The 17,604-nt window shown below is 59.4% G+C and carries 11 protein-coding genes and 3 pseudogenes; 5 read left to right on the forward strand and 9 right to left on the reverse strand.

Translation table 11 applies throughout. The features are described 5' to 3' along the window. The 5 genes and pseudogenes from LG3211_RS21850 to LG3211_RS27155 all read right to left on the reverse strand — a co-directional run. Complete coding sequence (locus LG3211_RS21850; RefSeq protein ID WP_222837544.1) at positions 1-1,533, reverse strand: alpha-L-fucosidase; 1,533 nt, start codon at positions 1,531-1,533, stop codon at positions 1-3. A gap of 393 nt (positions 1,534-1,926) precedes the next feature. Next, positions 1,927-3,068 (reverse strand): IS3 family transposase gene (locus LG3211_RS21855; RefSeq protein WP_148648703.1). Its coding sequence is split into 2 segments (ribosomal slippage): positions 1,927-2,831 and positions 2,831-3,068, totalling 1,143 coding nucleotides; the frame shifts between segments, so codons are not numbered across the junction. A gap of 209 nt (positions 3,069-3,277) precedes the next feature. Next, positions 3,278-3,460, reverse strand: a pseudogene (locus LG3211_RS21865) (IS3 family transposase); the annotation flags it as partial. A gap of 58 nt (positions 3,461-3,518) precedes the next feature. Continuing rightward, entirely contained in the window at positions 3,519-4,745 is a 1,227-nt protein-coding gene (locus LG3211_RS21870) for a DUF418 domain-containing protein (RefSeq protein WP_057944676.1), read from the reverse strand. Between the two features lie 183 nt (positions 4,746-4,928). Continuing rightward, positions 4,929-5,259 (reverse strand): annotated as a pseudogene (locus LG3211_RS27155) (STAS domain-containing protein); the annotation flags it as partial. A gap of 909 nt (positions 5,260-6,168) precedes the next feature. Between LG3211_RS27155 and LG3211_RS27160 the strand changes: the two are divergent. The 5 genes and pseudogenes from LG3211_RS27160 to LG3211_RS26030 all read left to right on the forward strand — a co-directional run. Next, positions 6,169-6,306, forward strand: a pseudogene (locus LG3211_RS27160) (magnesium chelatase subunit ChlI family protein); the annotation flags it as partial. A gap of 340 nt (positions 6,307-6,646) precedes the next feature. Then, entirely contained in the window at positions 6,647-7,744 is a 1,098-nt protein-coding gene (locus LG3211_RS21880; RefSeq protein ID WP_057944678.1) for a sensor histidine kinase, read from the forward strand. A 35-nt stretch (positions 7,745-7,779) separates the two neighbouring features. Then, positions 7,780-8,505 carry a LytR/AlgR family response regulator transcription factor gene (locus LG3211_RS21885; protein ID WP_057944679.1) on the forward strand — a complete coding sequence of 242 codons (726 nt, stop codon included), beginning with the start codon at positions 7,780-7,782 and terminating at the stop codon, positions 8,503-8,505. Between the two features lie 144 nt (positions 8,506-8,649). Next, positions 8,650-13,605 carry an RHS repeat domain-containing protein gene (locus LG3211_RS27165; protein WP_057944680.1) on the forward strand — a complete coding sequence of 1,652 codons (4,956 nt, stop codon included), beginning with the start codon at positions 8,650-8,652 and terminating at the stop codon, positions 13,603-13,605. Positions 13,606-13,613: 8 nt separating this feature from the next. Then, complete coding sequence (locus tag LG3211_RS26030) at positions 13,614-14,207, forward strand: hypothetical protein (protein ID WP_148649075.1); 594 nt, start codon at positions 13,614-13,616, stop codon at positions 14,205-14,207. 561 nt (positions 14,208-14,768) lie between these two features. On the opposite strand, the gene LG3211_RS21895 is transcribed toward LG3211_RS26030, so the two are convergent. The 4 genes from LG3211_RS21895 to LG3211_RS26040 form a co-directional block, all read right to left on the reverse strand. Beyond that, positions 14,769-15,119 carry a low molecular weight protein tyrosine phosphatase family protein gene (locus tag LG3211_RS21895; RefSeq protein ID WP_057944681.1) on the reverse strand — a complete coding sequence of 117 codons (351 nt, stop codon included), beginning with the start codon at positions 15,117-15,119 and terminating at the stop codon, positions 14,769-14,771. Then, positions 15,116-15,253: a hypothetical protein gene (locus LG3211_RS21900; RefSeq protein ID WP_237049793.1), complete on the reverse strand. Its 138-nt coding sequence runs from the start codon at positions 15,251-15,253 to the stop codon at positions 15,116-15,118. Before LG3211_RS21900 ends, LG3211_RS21895 begins: the two co-directional genes overlap by 4 nt. 1,056 nt (positions 15,254-16,309) lie before the next feature. Next, positions 16,310-16,780: a tetratricopeptide repeat protein gene (locus LG3211_RS26035; protein WP_148649076.1), complete on the reverse strand. Its 471-nt coding sequence runs from the start codon at positions 16,778-16,780 to the stop codon at positions 16,310-16,312. 399 nt (positions 16,781-17,179) lie between these two features. After that, the gene (locus LG3211_RS26040) at positions 17,180-17,404 is read right to left on the reverse strand and encodes a hypothetical protein (protein ID WP_148649077.1); all 225 of its coding nucleotides are present in this window, start codon (positions 17,402-17,404) and stop codon (positions 17,180-17,182) included. Positions 17,405-17,604 lie beyond the last annotated feature (200 nt).

The raw sequence follows: 17,604 nt of genomic DNA on the forward strand, positions 1-17,604 counted from the left end.
TCAACCAGTCAAACCAATCCCATTGCCACGGATCTTCAGGACAACGGCGATCGATCCGGCCAATCCTTCGGGCAGACGCACTTCCAGTCCCCTCCGGGTGCGCTTGTACGGCAGGCTTTCCGCCGAGCCCAGCGCCTCCACGCGCTCGATGGTACCGGGCGCCAGCGCCGATTCTTCGGCCAGCGTCTGGATGCGCAGCACGCCGTCGCGCGGCCAGCCCATCGCGATGGCATACAGCGCGCCGCCCTTGGCGGTGAAGCGGATGTCCTCGGCGGAGTACGCCGCGCTTTCCTTGAAAGCGCCACTGGCGGTCTCGGTGGGGCCTTCGCCATGGACGGCCCAGGGACGCGTCTCGTGAATCGCCTCGGCATTGGTGCCCATCCATTGCGCCAGATCGGACAACAAGGTCTGCGATTCCGGCGGCAGGCTGCCATCGGGACAGAGCGCGACGTTGAGGAGCATGTTGCCGTTCTTGCTGACGATATCGGCGAGCATGCGAATGACGTCGGGCGCGGTCTTGTAGTTATCCTCGTCGGCGAAGAACCAATCGCCGTTGGACGTATCGGTCTGCCAGGGCCGCGGATTGATTCCGCTCATCACGCCGCGTTCTACATCCTGCACGCAGGTTTCGGGATAGAACTCCCCGGAACCCAGCGCCTTGCAGTTGTAAACCGCCTCAAGGCGGCCCCGCTTCGCAATGCTGCTGTTGTAATAGTGGGCGATGAGCGAGCGCCCTACTTCTCCGAACGGTATGCCGCCATCGGAATAGAGCAAGTCCGGTTCGTAGTTGTCGATCAAATCGCGAACGCGGTTGAACCAGATTCGATGGAACGCGGGACTGGTCGTGTACCAGGTCTCATGCCCCTTGTACGGTTCGTCGTGCCTCGGGTGGTAGAGATCCGCGTTTCGGGCATCGGCGCCGTCATAGTCGACGCCGAGCTTGGGCCAGAACTGATCGTACTGGTGACTCGGCCAAAACCAATTGTGACTAGCGCCCAGGTGCTCGGACACACCGAAACGCAGCCCACGCCGGCGGGCAGCATCGCGCCATGCGCCGACGATATCCCGCTTGGGCCCCATGGCGAGAGCGTTCCAGCGATGATGGCGCGAGTTCCATAAATCGAAGTTATCGTGATGTACGCCCATGCTGACGAAGTACTTCGCGCCGGCAGCGACATAGCGATCCATCAACGCTTCCGGATCGAACTTCTCCGCCTTCCACAGCGGGATGATGTCCTTGTAACCGAACTCGGATGGATGTCCGTAATGCTTCACATGATGGGCATAGTGCGGATGCCCGGGGACATACATGAAGCGCGCGTACCAGTCGCCCGAACGCGGGACGGCTTGCGGCCCCCAGTGCGCCCAGATGCCGAACTTGGCGTCGCGGAACCACGCCGGCGTCTGGTAGGTCTTCAGCGATTCCACACTCGGCTGAAAGGGCCCGCTGGCGATCGGAAACTGATCGGCAGCCGTGGGCGCTTGGCTGCCTTGACCTGCTCGATCCTGATGCGCCTGTGCGAGGGCGTTCATACCGACCGCAGCCCAGAACGGTGCCCCCAACAAGGATCGCCTGCTTACCATGATGTTTTTTCCTCACCATTTGCTCGTTGTCATGCGGCGTGGCGGCGAGGGCCGCCTTGGGGACGCTTGGTGGGCGCCCCTCCGATTCTGCGGGCTGCGGGGATAGGCCACAAATGCATGAAACGCCATCATCTATATACAAATTGATATAGATGCACGGCAGCGCTCATCCCGCTGCGGATCGCTGAATGTCGCAAGCAGCGGGTATCAGTCGCTCAAGAGCCTGAAGTACCTGACCGTGCCCCATGCCGCCTGACACCACTGGCCGGAGCGCGAAGACCTGCGTCGCTTATTGAAATCCGCCGAATGGAAGTGAATCGCCCAGGTTTTTGTAGACAGTCGTCAGCCGTTTAGTGCGTACCGCCTTTCAAACTCTATCGGGGACAGGCCATTGTTGGAACTGTGCCGTCGTTTGGGGTTGTAGAACAGCTCGATGTAATCGAACACATCGCCTCGTGCTTTGTCATGGGTATGGTAGATCCGTTGCTTAACCCGTTCGCGCTTGAGCAACTGGAAGAAGCTTTCCATCGCGGCGTTGTCGTGACAGTTACCGCGTCGGCTCATGCTGCACACGATGCCGTGGGCCTTCAAAAAGCTCTGCCAGTCTTCGCTCGTGAACTGACTGCCTTGATCCGAGTGCAAGAGCAAACCAGGCGCGGGCTTGCGTCGCCACACCGCCGCTAGCAGCGCCTGCAGCACCAGATCGGAGTGCTGCGTTGGACGCGTGGCCCAGCCCACGATCCTGCGGGAGAACAGATCGAGCACGACGGCCAAGTACAAGAAGCCTTCGTGGGTGCGAATGTAGGTGATGTCGGTCACCCAGGCCCGATTGGGTTCTTGCGCTGTGAACTCACGCGCCAGCACGTTGTTGGCGACGGCGCCGATCGGCCCGCTCAACGGCCGCGGCCGCCGGCCGTAGCCCACCATGGCGCGCAGCCCTTCTTGCTTCATCAAACGCGCAACGCGGTGTTTGCTGCACGTTTCACCCAACTCGCGCAGGTCCGTGGTGATCTTGCGATGGCCGTAGATCGAGCCGCTTTCCAACCAACTGTGCTTGATCAATCCCAACAGACGTTGGTCGTCGCGTGCACGCGCACTGGCCGGCGCGTGAAGCCAAGCGTAGTAACCGCTGCGGTTTATGCCCAAGACACGGCACATTGCGGCCAGGCCGAACTCGTCGGCGTGCTGCTTCATGAAGGCGTACTTCACCTTTACCCCTTGGCAAAGTACGCGGCGGCTTTTTTTAGGATGTCTCGTTCTTCAGTCACGCGCCGAAGTTCTGCCTTCAGGCGTCGCACGTCCGCGTTCTGATCTTTTTCCACACGACGAACCACATCGCTTTTGCCTTGCTGACGCCGCCAGCCGTACAGGCTGTGCACCGACACGCCCAGGCGCTCGGCTACTTCGGCCACCGGCCGCCCGTACTCCACGATCTGACGGACCGCTTCGATCTTGAACTCATCGGTGTATCGCTTCGCGCTCATAACCACCTCCACTTAAGCCATAGTTTATGGCTGCGAGATGTCTACGAAACCCTGGGCGATTCAAAGAGATCCATATCAAAATCAATGATGAGATAGCCGCCGTCTCGGGGCAGTGGAAGGAATGACCGCTCTGATGGCACACCTGCTCTATGGGTGTGGATTGCGGGCCACAGAGTGGACTGCCCAGCAAATTAAGACACTGCCCAGCCTCAATGTGAGGCACGCTCAAAGGCCTCGGGACTGACGCCGCCCAGGTGGCTGTGGCGGCGTGTGGAGTTGTAGAACATTTCGATGTAGCCGAAGACGTCGGCACGGGCCAAATCGCGGGTTTTGTAGGCGCGTTTGCGGATGCGCTCTTTCTTCAGGCTGCTGAAGAACGATTCGGCGACGGCAAAAGCGGCCCTGCACATCCGTGACGCCACATGTTCGATCCGCTCTCGCGCTGAGCCACTAGCTAGTGGGCGCACGTTCGAGCGCGCCAGTACCATTTCGCAACTTCGGGCGGCGTCCATAGGTGAGCCATCGCCACGCCCACTCGAAAGGTCCCTGGGTGAAGTGTGTCAACCACGCTCGACTCCACCATATCTGCAGCGAGAGTATCAGCACCCATGCGACGAGTATGCCGGCCATGCCAAAATCTGGACCCACTCCAAGACCGATCCCATAAAACAAGGCGATGCCGAAAAGACTTTGCGTTACGTAGTTGGTCAACGCCATCCGCCCCAAAGGGACCAACACGCTGAGACGACGTGCCCAACTGGAGAGACGGAACAGCAGGGCGAAGCCCGTTGCGTATGCGATGCCGATGCCAAGGGGCCCGGCCCGAAGGAGCACTCGGATTAACATCTTCACCGGTTCGATATCGATGATCGGCCAAGCCGCGCGCATCGGCGCTTGGACATATGAGAGCACGGTCGCCGCGAAACCTGTCGCCAGCGCGCCAACGAAGATTCTCCTGAGCAGCGAAAGGTTCTGGTCGAGTGCCGCCAGTAGACCCTTCCGGCCGGCCCAGTATCCCAGCAGGAATCGGCCTAGAACGAAGCACACCAGCGCCCAGTTCGAGACCCGCGCCCACTCGGACATTGCCATGTTGGCACTGAACGTCTCCTTCCAATGGCCTGACGAGAATGCTTCAAGAGACTGCTCGTACATGGCCCCCTGTGCGGGTAGGTCCGGCAGAACTCCTCTGACGTAAGGCGATATCAACGGCGGCAACAGTGCTATGACGACGCCGAGTATTAGCAGCACGCGATCGGGCACGTTGCGCAAGGGGAGCAGCATCAGGCCCACCACTGCATACGTGAGCAGAATGTCCCCCCACCAAACGAACCAGGCGTGGACGGAGCCCATGGCCATCAGCACGAAGATGCGCCGGATATATCGCCAGCTGCCATCCTCGCCACGCGATGAAGCGCGTTGCATCTGCAGCGAGAACCCCATGCCGAACAGCAATGAGAATATCGTGATGAACTTTATATTCACCGACCAAGCCATCGCCAATTCGGCGACATGGTCGAATCTCGAGCTGGCCAGAGCATCCTTCGCCGGTGCGTCCAGGAACTCGTAGAGACTCAGCGATACCAGATTGACCAAGCACACGCCGGTCAGTGCAAACCCGCGCAATGCATCGATAACGTCATAGCGCTGGTCAGCCTTGTCGCTTGAATACTCCATCATAGTTGAATGCGACCAGCCCCTGATTGTGCCGAGCTTATACGAGCGGGGAGGCGGCAAACAATCGCACACGCCAGGCCCGCAGTATCACATGCCAGCCAAATGATCGTTTTCGACCAAAAGCGGTCATTCGCCGTAATGCATAGCGATAGCGGAGAACGCCTCTAGAGGCGACTCCTTTCGCAGTCAATGGCCAACAGCCAAGCTGGCGTTCTTACTCCAGTATTTGCCGACGCGCTCGATCAACGTATCGCTGGCTTCATTGAGGCCGATTACTTCGACTTCCGCGCCGCGCGCGCAGCTTCAGTATTACCCGGTCCAGCGCGCCGACGGCGCTCAGGTTCCAGAAGTGCGCGCGAGTCAGGTCGCTCACCACCTTCTTCGGCACGTGCAGGTAATCGAAGCTGTTGGCGAATTGGGTGGCGTCGGCGAAGAACACCTGCCCCCTCACTTCGTACACGCGGGTGCCGTCGGCTTCGTCGTGATCGTTCACCTGTAGCATCGCGCTGACGCGACGGGTAGACGGACCTTCGCTAGGCTCCTAGGCCCAGACATTGGCCATTAAGCGGCCAACTTATGCTTTCCCCCACATGTGCCATCGGAGTCTGGCGCTCTGGTTTAGCGGTCGGTCACGTTTAGACGAACTGCGTGCACAGTTCCGACCATTCTCTATTCTCCGCACCTGTGGTTTCGGAGAGTGGGTTTGACGTTTTGGTTGACCTGTTGCTCGCCGAAAAACTCGCAAAAAAGTCCACGGCTAACCCACTGATTTATAAGCACCAAAAATTCAGCCCTGTGGTTCCGAGACCACAGGTAGGGAGAAGAGAGAGGACTGACCGGTAAAATTTTCGCCAAACGGCGTTTTTTACCGGTTCTCCGAAACCACAGCTTTCGCAGAAAGGCCCGGAAATAAGGTGGTTTTTGAGGTCCGCACCGGCGGAGAAAAACGCCCCGGGAAGGACGGTGGTGGAGCGTGGGCAACTGCAATCCAACTCTCTTGATTACCCAGGGTTATCCACGGTTATCCAGAGATATCCCAGATCACTATAAGCCACGGTAGCACCATCCAGACCGCCCAATTCCGCAGCACATTATGGGACTTCCCCCAGCATCCTGAAGCATGTATGACTAAGGCGATGCCGGTCTCCACTAGGTTTGCAGTCGTGTGCGTGTTCGCCCCTAGATTTCCGTCAGCTAACCACTAGGTGACTCCTGAAACCCAAACGGCGAACCACTAAAAGGGGGAAAACGTTACTTCACCACTGCGGCCCCTGGGCCAAGGAGCATCCAGTGGGAGCGATGCTAACGCTTAGTGCAGCGCACGCCTTTGTTGGCGATTCTGACCTGAACCAGAGCGCGACCGAGCTTGCGGAAGTAGTGATCGAGATTTTGGCGCTGAACCCACGAGATGCTGTAGATCGCTTAATTGCGCGTGGCCCGCACCATCGCCGACCTCGCCGGCAGCGAGAGCATCGTGACCGTGCATCTGAGCGAAGCCATCGGCTATCGCCGCGCCGATCGCGACCGCAACGCGGCGGAGGGGGCTACGCCCAGGGCCGGCTGAATCGCGCCTGCCGTGCCGCGCAGGCCGCCTCTCCGGCGCGTGCCCGGCGCGCCTTGCGCCGACGCCATCGCGGCACGAGCCGATCCGGTACGCCGGTGCGGCGGCCGGGGCGAACGGCACGTCCGGAAAGCCGAACGCTGCCGGGACTGGACCCATCAGCCGGCGCAAGCGCATACATTTCCGGAGGGCGTACCGCGGCCTCCCCTGGCGCACGGATCCGGTTCCGACCCGACAGGTCGCTGGCCATCGTTCCTCGTGCGGGCCGGCCTCACGGCGATCGGTCGAACCCTTGTAGCCGCGCTTTGACAGACTTTCCATTACCGACACCGGAGCTTACCGCTTGCTCAAACGCATCCCCAACGTGTTCTGGATCGTCCTGACCTGGTGGACCGGCTACTCGCTGATTTTCTCCGTCCACGTCGCCTCGGTCAGCGGCCCCGGCGGCTTGCAGATGTCCGCATGGCAGGCTCTTGGCTTCAGCTTCGCCAGTTGGATGATGTGGGTTCCGATCAGCCTCGGTCTGTATTGGCTGGCACGGCGCTACCCCATCGAACGCGGGCAGATCGCGCGCGCCGTCCCCCTGCTTATGGGCATCCCCGTAGTCGTGGTGTTGCTGCGCTCGGTCTATTTTGAGCACACTAACCACGTCTTCCGCTGGTACGGCCCCGATCCGCTGCCGCCGTTCAGGGAAATAGTGCTGAGCAACCTGACTGCCAATTTCCTGCTGACCTGGATCGTGATCGGACTGGCCCACGCGCTGATCTTCCACGAGCGCGCGGTCGATCGCGAAAAGACCATCGACGAGCTCCAGGCCAGCCTCGCCGAGGCCAGGATCGAAGCGCTGCGGGCCAAGATGAATCCACACTTCCTGCTCAACGCGCTGAATTCCGCCGCGGAAATGGTGCACCACGATGCCGAACTTGCCGACCGCATGCTCGTGTCGCTGTCGGCGCTGCTTCAGGACGGTCTGTCGTTCTCGCACGATCCGCTCAGGCCGCTGCGACACGAGGTCGCCCTGGTCGAGCACTACCTGGAAATCGAACAGGTCCGGCTCGGCGAACGCCTGAATATCAACTGGCAGGTCGACGTGCGCTGTCTCGACCTGCCGGTACCGCCGCTGATCCTGCAACCGTTGGTAGAGAACGCCATTCGCCATGCGATCGCGCGATCGCCCCACCCCGGACGGCTGAGCATCGACCTTCGCCTCAAAGCCGATGGCGTATCGATCACTGTGTCCAACACGCTCGCCCCGCAATCGCAGCCATCCCACGGCACCGGCGTCGGCCTGAAAGCCACCCGGAACCGTCTCGACCTGCTGTACGGCGACCGCGCCCGGCTGGGCTACGGCGTCGAGAACGGCTCGTACGTAGTGCGCATCTTCCTACCTGCGCAGGCCAAGGGGCGCGCCGTCGCCCCCAAGCAGGAGGTGCGTCCGTGAAACCGCTCAGGACGGCGATCATCGACGACGAACCGATGGCGCGGCTGCGTTTGCGGCGCTTGCTGTTGCGGGTCGGCCACGACCGCATCGCTGTCGTGGCCGAGTGCGCCAACGCCACGGAACTGGCCAAAGCCGCGGCAAGCGGTGATATCGACCTGGTGTTCATCGACATCGAGATGCCCGGCCGCGATGGATTCCAGGCGCTCGCCGGCTGGCGCGGACCGCGCCCCCAGATCGTCTTCGTGACGGCCTATCCTCAGCACGGCGCTCGCGCCTTCGAGATCAGGGCGGTCGATTACCTGGTCAAACCGGTGTGCGAACAGCGCTTGCGCGATACTCTGGACAGGCTCATTCCACCCCAACCGACGGAGCATCCGGAAGAAGGCCGCAAGAACCGCATCGCCCTGAAGGCCGGCCAGCGGACCTACTTCGTCGCGCCCGCCAGGATCGATCTAGCGCTATCCACGGGCAACTACGTGGAAGTCCATGCTGGCGGATCGATCTACACCATCCGCGCCACCCTGGGCGAGTTCCATGCGTTGCTGGGCGCGTCCGATTTCATCCGCCTGCATCGTTCCTCGGTGGTTAGGGCCGGCGCCATCCGCTGCATCGAGCCGGCGGGCTCGGGGCGCTACCGCATCGTCCTGCACAACGGCCAGACCCTGCACTCGGGAAGGCAATTCCGTTACGCAGTCGATGCGCTGCGCGCAGCGCACGAACTCGGCCGCGGCGAGGGCTCCGCGAGACCCGACGAACCGTAGGACTTCCGCCCGGTGCTGTTCGTCCCCGGCCGGCTTCTCACGGCCGCATCCATCAGCGCAGATAGACCGACCGCGCCGCAGCCCGCCCGCCGTGCGGTTTCGGCTGAACGTCGGCGCAGTAGCTAGATCGCTAAGGGGATTAGCATGAAGATTGGGTTAGAGCTCATCAGTGCGCTGTTGTTGATTGCCGCCAGCAACTCTTCGTCGGCACAGGAGGTCACCAGACCTTGGGAGGAATACGGCAAACTGATCAACTCGCGGGAGACGATCGCATCGCTCGGGCCAACACTGTTCGGCGACCAAGTCGATCTGAATACCGGCGCCTTATCGTTTTCCGCGACCGACGTAAGTATTCCAGGTAACAGCAAGCTAAGCGTTGCATTCTCGCGTACCTTCAAGGTCAGTAACCGCAAGGGCTACCTCAACGACTCCACTCTGGCGGATTGGGAGCTGGATGCACCTAAGCTCAGCGGCGTGTTCGCACCTGGTTGGAAGTCCACGCGCTGTTCGGTCGCCAGCGCCGCAGCCGCCAGGCCCGCGCAGGTCTCCAGCAGCGGCACTGTTTTCAATCCCGAGGATTTCTGGCAGGGCAACCATGCCGACATGCCCGGTGGCGGCGAGATGCTTTACGCCAATGGCGCGTCCACCGCACCATCCACAGGCGGGCCCTACTATTGGATGACAGCGGGACTCACCTATTTCTCCTGTTTGCCGACGGCAAAGAATGAGGGCGGGCAAGGGTTTCTTGCGATTACCGCTGATGGCACCAAGTACTGGTTCGATTGGATGGCACAGTATGCGGAGCCTTGGCTGAAAGGCGGTCAAGCCGGCAGTGGGCAAATCGCGCGGCGGCGCAACGTCCTATATGCGACCCGCGTGGAAGACCGGTTCGGCAATTGGGTCACTTACACCTATACCAACGCATATGATCAACCGGCCCGGCTGACATCCATACAAGCCAATGATGGCCGCCAGATCACGGTGGGCTACAACGCGCAGGGACATGTGGCAAGCGTCAGCACGGGCACCCAGACCTGGACCTACCAGTACAGCTATCCGACCCCAACCACCGGCACACTGACCGCTGTAATGCAGCCGGACAATAGTCAGTGGAGCATCTCATTCTCCGCTCTATCAAGTGCCAAGATCCGCTATGACCAAGGTCAACCGGGCGCGGAGGATCCGGTACGCAGTTGCGGCGATCCCGGCCAGGTCATCACCGGCGGCGCGCAGGGCACGATCACTCATCCCTCCGGTGCGACCGGCACTTTCCAGGTCGAGCCAGAGCGACATGGCCGCAGCAACGTGCCCATGGTGTGCTCGAACTATACGATCCCTAACAACAACGCCAACGACGACGTTGCGTATTACCCGCTGGCGTACGATGCGTTCTCGCTGAAGAGCAAGACGATCAGCGGCCCTGGCCTGGCGACCATGCAATGGAACTACAGCTACGGTTCCACCATCTTCTTTGCTCCGGGCACTGGGCCGGTATGCACTGGCAGCAATTGCGGCGCTGTGGTCTGCACCTCTGATGCGTGTGCTGGCACCTCGGTCGCGATAGTCACAGGCCCGGGCGGAGAGTGGACGCGTTATACCTACGGCAACAGCTACCGCTACAACGAAGGAAAGCTGCTCAAGGTCGAAAAGGGCAGCGGCCCCACTGCCATCGCTCAGACCCAGACCATTTCCTACAATCTGGCGACCTCGGGCCAGCCATTTCCAACCCCGATAGCGACCAGCCCACAGCCGCGTGGCGACGGCTTCACATCCGAGTATTTGCGTCCGCAACTCAGCACCGTCATCGCCCAGGATGGCGTGACATACAGCCGCACAGTAGGATCATTCGACGCGTGGGCCCGCCCGACGTCGATCACCCGCTTCAGCAACATCAGCGACGGCTACGCCCGAACCGATGTCACCGAGTACCACGACGATCTGTCGAAATGGGTGCTGAGCCAAGTGAGGCGGTCGTATACAGGAGGGATCAAAGTCAGCGAGACAGAGTTCAATGCCAGCGCGCAGCCCTATAGGGTCTTCCGCTACAACGATGCCACTCCGGTTCAAACGTTGACCTACAGCGCCGACGGCACCGTCGCCACCTTTAAGGATGGCAACGGCAATGTCACCACACTGTCGAATTGGAAACGCGGAGTCCCGCAAAGCATCCATCATCCGGCCACACCCGAATCGCCTTCGGGCAGTACACAGTCAGCTTCTGTCAACGACAGTGGCTGGATTGACTGGGTCGCCGACGAAAACGGACACACCACTAATTACCAATACGACAACATGGGGCGCGTCTCGAGAGTCGTTTACCCGACCGGCGATACCACGCCTTGGAACGACAAAACGTTCTCGTTCCAACAGATCAACGAGTCAGAGTTCGGCATTCCTGCCGGGCATTGGCGACACGTGACCCATCAAGGCAATTACCAGAAGGTCACCATCTTCGACGCCCTGTGGCGACCGCTCTGGGAGTACCAGCGCGATATCACCAACAACGATGCGACTTACAGCCTCGTCGGAAAGTCGTATGACCTGTCGGGCCGCAAAGCGTTCGTCTCCTATCCGCGCAACCCCTATGCGGACGGCAACTGGGCCATCAACACCGGAACCCGGACCAGCTACGACGCTTTAGATCGCGTGACTCGGGTCGAACAGGACTCCGAACTCAGTTCGCCCACGGCCACTACCACCGAATATTTGAACGGCGGCGAGATCCGCGTCACCGATCCGCGCGGCTATCAGACCCGCACCCGCTACGCCGCCTGGGACCAGCCCAGCACCGACTATCCCATCGAGATCTTCTATCCGGAAGGCGGGATCACCCAGATCTGGCGCGACTACTTCTTCAAGCCGACACAGATTCGCCGCTCGGGCAACAATGCCGGTCAGACCGTCGAAGCGATTCGCGAGTACGAGTACGACGCGGTCCAGCGCCTGTGCCGGGTCAACGAACCGGAAACCGGCTCCACGGTGATGGGCTACGACTACAACGACAACCTGACTTGGTCGGCGTCGGGTTTGACGACTTTGGCCGCTACCGGCTGCGAGCATATGGCAGCCTACCAGTCCGGCCGGCGATCGGATCGGCTTTACGACGCGCGCAACCGCGTGACAGACCTCTCGTTCCCAGACGGCAACGGCAACCAGCATTGGGACTACACCAAGGATGGCCTGCCCAGCCTGGTCCGAACTTGGAACAATGAAGGCACCACCATCGTCGATACCGTCTACACCTACAACAAGCGGCGCTTGCCGATCAAAGAGTCGTTGCTGCGACCTTACGAATGGGCCATCGGCTATGGCTACGACTCAAACGGCAATCTAGCCACACAGACCTATCCGACCGGACTGGCGCTGAACTACGCCCCTAACGCCCTGGGCCAAGCGACTCAGGTGGCCACCGCGCCGGGTAGTACCACCACTGGTACATACGCCAGCGGCATCAGCTACCACCCCAATGGCGCCATCAAGCAGTTCACTTACGGCAACGGCATCATCCACACGATGATTCAGAACGCCCGTCAGCTGCCTCAAACCACGCAGGACGGCAACGTGGCGGGGTTCACCAGCCTCTACGACGCCAACGGCAACACCACCTTGATCGATGACCTGGTACAGGGCCAGAATTTCAAGCGCTATTTGAGCTACGACGGCCTGAACCGTCTAGCGGCGGCAGGCTCGGCGATGTTCGGCGGTAGCACGCATTACATCAATTACGCTTACGACCCGCTCGACAACATTCGCAGCGTCAGTCATCCGGCCGTACGCGAGCATAGCTATTGGTACGACGCCAACAACCGCCTGACCAACGTCCAGAACGCCAACGGCGCTACCGTCACGGGTCTGGGCTACGACGTGCAGGGCAATGTGATCAATAAGAATGGCCAGCAGTACAGTTTCGATTACGGGAACCGCCTGCGTCGGGTAATGGGCAAGGAGAACTACCGCTACGACAGCCTCGGTCGTCGATCTGAGATCTTCAAGGACGATGGCTCTTCGCACACATTCCAATACGGCCAATCCGGGCAGCTACTATTCAGTTCCAAGATCTCCGGCGCAGGCGTCCAGACCACGCACGAGAACGTGTATCTGGGCGGCAGCCTAATCGCCACGATCGATCACAATTGGCCGAGTAATACGATCATCGCAACCAAGTATCAGCACACCGATGCGCTGGGCAGCCCGGTGGCGACAAGCGACATCAGCGGCGCGCTGATCGAGCGGACGAACTACGAACCTTATGGTAGTGCGATCAACAAGACGGTCGACGGGATCGGCTATACCGGCCATGTAATGGATGAAGCAACCGGGCTGACGTACATGCAGCAGCGGTATTACGACCCGACGCTAGGGCGGTTCATGAGTGCCGATCCAGTAACGGTAAACTCGAATAGCGGCGCAAACTTCAATCGCTACTGGTATGCAAACAACAACCCGTATGCGTTCGTTGACCCAGATGGCCGTGAAAGTGAAAGCGTGGCTTGCGGCACAGATACCACTTGCCGCATCTCAGGCGGCATGTCCCCGGGAACCATAAACGGGACGATTGCCGGCACCAGAACAAGTGTGTTTGGCAGCGCGGGGGAGGTGTTGGTTGATCGCAGCGAACCCAAGCACCTATACCCCATTTTCAATATCCCCAGCGCACTAAGGGGGCAACTGCCGGAAGATATGGTACGGCAGGCGTATGACGACCTCATTGGCGCCGCAACCAGCCGCTTAGAAAATGGCTCTGTTGGATATGGAAATGGAGTTTCATACTGGTCAGAGATGATGAATCCAGTAAGCCAGGGCGAGATCTCTTGGTTTGTAGGGAACTACTTCAGCACTCCGCCGCCCGTGTACTTTAATCATACTCATGGAAACGGAAAGGAGTGGTACGAGAGCTACTTTTCGCGCGACGACACCTCTGCGTCGAATAGATTCGGCATCCCGGTATTCATGGCTAACGGAAGCGGCGAATTTAGAGCCTATCTGCCGGGCATGAAAACTGGGCAACGGGTCCGAACCGGCCCTGGCTCTGGACGAACTCTAAATTTTGGGCAGGCCGAAGGTCACGTACTATGTTTCGCATGCATGCCAACGAGATAGGGAAGCATATGAAATTACGTACTTTTCTTTTTGCATTTTGGGTGATGATGTCTGTCGCGTGCCAGGCCTCGCCTAGCACTCATCACACACCCCATGTGAGCATTCAACTGCAAAAGAGAATAGTCGTCAAAGGAGCGGATCCCACTTTCCATGACCCGGTGATATTGCCTGCCGGACCTACGGGCTCTGCTGACAATCCCTCCAGCATAAATGCTGCCGAAAAAATACTCCTGTCGGGCTTATCCGATAAGATCATTGAGGCTATGCGCACGACTTTTATTCGCAGCTGCAAACAGACCTGCGACGTAAGCAGGCAAGATTTTTGGAACGATTTCTTGAAAGACGCTGACGGTGTCGAGATAGAGCCTGGCTATTCGCTAGGCGACTACATGTCGTCCCTAGAAAGAGAGTTAAGCACTCGTTGGCGACTATCGGCACCTTGCGAGGCGGGTGCAAAACTGTGCATCGAAATAAATAAGAAAATCGGCACAAGTGGCTATATGTCAGCGCATGCCATCTTGCGTAAGCTTTCTGCCAGAACTGCTGGAGTAAGCATGTCACTGCAGGAGGCTCAAGACAGCTTAGATAATATGCGAGATTGAATGCACACAGGCCTCGACGCCTTTGAGCGTGCCTCACGTTGAGGCGGGGCAGTGTCTTAAATTGCTGGGCAGTCCAAACCACGGCCTAAACGAAGATCTAGTGGCGCCAATCCCACTTTGGGCCGTGGCCGGGTTCCCTCGTGGATTCCGGCAATGATGAGCGGCTTTCGCAACTGCTAGCTAGGCCCCCAACGTGGACTCGTGCACGTCCTAACGAGTCCGTGCCTGCCACTCCTTGCCTGCACTAATCACTTCGCAGAATTCATCGATATGTTTCGCGTGTACGCAACGGCGTACCTAGTTTGATCGGCACATACCTGTACGCCGCGAGTGACGCCCTGTCATTGACCAAGCCGGTCAGAGGCGATGGCACCGCTGCCACGCGCTCACGCTGACGAATATCACGCGTGCCTGGCCGCCGGCTGCGGGGCTAGTGAGGGCTGGCTAATGAGAGCCAAGAGGGATGGTGGAGCCACGGGAACCGGGTTCAAACCCTCTCGATGGGCGATTGGGGGCGATTGGGGGCGTTTGGGGGCGAATGAGGGATTGGGGGTTGGTGGATCAGGTGAGGCAATCCGCCTGGTTATCGGTCTTCAGGAGCGACGTCACCTTTGCATCAATCAGCGCCACCAGCTGAGGGTCCATGTAGCGATAGTCGTCGGCGATATCCAGACAGTGCAGTTGCTTGTACGCAAGCAGCCGCGCATAGCCAGCCTGCAACCGTTGCAGGTGTTTGGGTTCCATAACAAAGATAACATCGGCCCAGCGGATATCCGCTGGGCCGATCGGTCTGCGCGCATGCGGGCTGGTGCCCGCGGAGCGCGCGCTGAAGCCCGCACGGTGCTGCCAGACCGCTTCACCGGTGGGGCTGCGCAGCTGGTTGCGGCTGCATACGAACAGCAGATTGGTCACTGTTGATCCAACAATTGCCGGGTGCTGCGGATCGGATAGGCGAAGCCCAGCTGCCGCGCGCGGATCAGCTTGCAACCCCGCGTATACAGCAGCTTCCAGTTCTTCTCGGGCTTGAACTTTGCCGAGTGCACCACTCGATCGCCGCCACAGTTGCGAGCCTGCGAACGCCTCCAGACGCGGTTTCTTTCCATTTTCATGGTCATTATCTCGTGAGTACCGGGTTCAGCAGCCGCGGTAGTACGAGTGGCCGGGATGTTATCTCGGGAACGCCACGGTGGTAAAGCTGGGTCGCCCAGGGGGGGCGCTCCGTTCGGTGCTTCCCATGGCGACGGCAGAGCGCGCCAGCCGGCCCCTTAATGCCATGGCCCGAAGCTGGTTCACGGACCGCTCGCTCGTGGCTGACCGCGTTAGGCGTCTAGTCAAAGCCGGAAGAGTTCGAATAGTACGTTGCAACTCCCGTTCGCCCCCATGGGCCCCCAAACGCCGCCATCAGCCCGTCAAGAGGGTTAGAACCCGGTCCCAATGGCCCCGCCAACCCCCAATCACCCTCATCGACCCTCATTCGCCCCCCAACGCCCCCAACGCCCCCAGTCGGCGGGCCGACGCGAGTGGTATTGGCCAGCATGAGACAGCTGGCAATTGCGGAGTGGTCGCGCCCGGGGAACCTGTGCGAATCACAGGCGAAGTGGCATGCTGCCTTCATTCGCCCGCTCTTTGAGACCGCGCGCGGCTTGAGCTGAGCCAAGTCTCATCCAGCAAGACGGACATCGCCGACGCTGATAGCGCCGCGACCAAGGACAGGTCATGCAATCAATCCCAACTCTTCAGCGCCACGCCCCAGTCCTGGGCGCGGCGTCGCTTCGCCATGGACAACGCACTGCAACTGGGTCGCCTGAACTCGGCCCTTTATGGCACAGTCGTTGAAGTACGTGCAGCCCGATCACTTGGGCACGCCGCGCGCGGTCATCGATCCCGGCCGCGGTGCTTCCGGTATTGCGATCTGGACAGATACTTTGATGATGACTAAGGAGGGGGCTAATCAATGCTGACCGACATCTTCGCGGCGCGATACGCCTCCGCTCCTCTGTGGCAAGCATTCGGAGACCACAAAAGAAAGGCCTCGTTCTCCGAGGCCTTTAAGTTTCTCAATGATTGGGAGCTAGAGGGGCCCTGCTAAGTGTTATGGCTAACTACTCCATCTCCCTTAAAAAGTCGGCAGCCTCTTCAATTCCTGCTTCAGCAGCCTCTCGAATCAAGCGCTGTGCCTGGTCTCGACTGCTTGGCCGTTGGTCATCAAGAAGAATCAGTCCATACCTGAACTTCGATCGCATATGCCCTTGAGCAGCGGCTGAGCTAAATAATAGTTCAGCTTGTTTCATATCAATGTCTAACAAGTCACCGCTTTCGTAATACTCACCCAGAGCATGCATGGCCGGTGCGTAGCCAAGCATTGCCGCATCGTTAAGTAAGGAAATACTGCGTCTCTCAAAGTCAGTATCCGATTCCGTGCCTGCGATACTAAATGTTGAATAAAGGTAAATCGCTTCTGGCACTAGAAGCTTTACGAGAGGCTCGAGGATGTCTTTTGCAACGGAGCAACTTCCCGAATTTATTTGCCCAATCGCGAGATCGAGCTGATGTCTTAAATAAAGATTGGTCATGGAATTGAACTCAGTTTTATTTGGTTGGGTTTATGCGGTCGCCCTTAGGATTCGTGCACCTGTATGTGACGTGGTGGACAGATTTGGCGCCAAGCGCCTCTTTCGCACTCTTTTCGGCGGCTCTCTTTGCGGACTGCACGTCAGGGCCCTCGCCGTAGCCGAACGCAAACTCCTGGTCATCGATCGAGCAATTGGCTGGACTTCTTCCATTTCTATCGGCTCGACAGATGCTGGTATATTTTCCGCGCTGCCTCTCTGGGTAAGGCACCGCTCTCGATTGCGTTTGGGGCGTATCTCCCGGGATAGAAAGAGCTAAAAGAGCCGGACTCGCAGTTCGCGCGCCAGCCAATAGCCATCCAAGGTCCGGAAGAACTGGGCTAATGGGAATCGATAGTGCGGCTAAACCGTTCGGGTCGGAAAGCGCCAGAGGGCTTCCAATGTCAGGCAATGATTGAGGTTGTGTGCACTTAGAAAGCGTCCGTCGGCAGCATGCTGGTAAGCCTTCAAAGCGGGGTGGATCACCGCCTTGATCTCATGGCGAACAAGGTAGTCATTGAATGACGTCCATATAGGATCATCGGCACGGGTGGGATTTGGCGGTGCAGGGAGATAGGTCAGGGTCATCCGGCCATTCTTGCGCATCTCACGGACGGGGAACACCTTCATGGCAACTGAATCGCCCAGGGTTTTGTGGAGGACTGAGCCTCGCAATCTGGCTCCATCTAGGCGATCACTAGTCCCGGCGAGTCAGTTGATGCTTCGGCGGCGCACCGGCTGACTTGCCCTCGCCCGCTACTACGCTTAGCCATCCGGTCCAGCCTTGC

It is taken from the genome of Lysobacter gummosus, from assembly GCF_001442805.1.
GTDB classification, from domain to species: domain Bacteria; phylum Pseudomonadota; class Gammaproteobacteria; order Xanthomonadales; family Xanthomonadaceae; genus Lysobacter; species Lysobacter gummosus.

What these genes read in the sequence shown, in the direction of transcription:
- LG3211_RS26030 (WP_148649075.1), top strand. Translation starts at nt 13,614, where the DNA reads ATGAAATTACGTACTTTTCTTTTTGCATTTTGGGTGATGATGTCTGTC.
- LG3211_RS26035 (WP_148649076.1), bottom strand. Translation starts at nt 16,780, where the DNA reads ATGACCAATCTTTATTTAAGACATCAGCTCGATCTCGCGATTGGGCAA.
- LG3211_RS21885 (WP_057944679.1), top strand. Translation starts at nt 7,780, where the DNA reads ATGGCGCGGCTGCGTTTGCGGCGCTTGCTGTTGCGGGTCGGCCACGAC.
- LG3211_RS21870 (WP_057944676.1), bottom strand. Translation starts at nt 4,745, where the DNA reads ATGATGGAGTATTCAAGCGACAAGGCTGACCAGCGCTATGACGTTATC.
- LG3211_RS21850 (WP_222837544.1), bottom strand. Translation starts at nt 1,533, where the DNA reads ATGAACGCCCTCGCACAGGCGCATCAGGATCGAGCAGGTCAAGGCAGC.
- LG3211_RS27165 (WP_057944680.1), top strand. Translation starts at nt 8,650, where the DNA reads ATGAAGATTGGGTTAGAGCTCATCAGTGCGCTGTTGTTGATTGCCGCC.
- LG3211_RS26040 (WP_148649077.1), bottom strand. Translation starts at nt 17,404, where the DNA reads ATGACCCTGACCTATCTCCCTGCACCGCCAAATCCCACCCGTGCCGAT.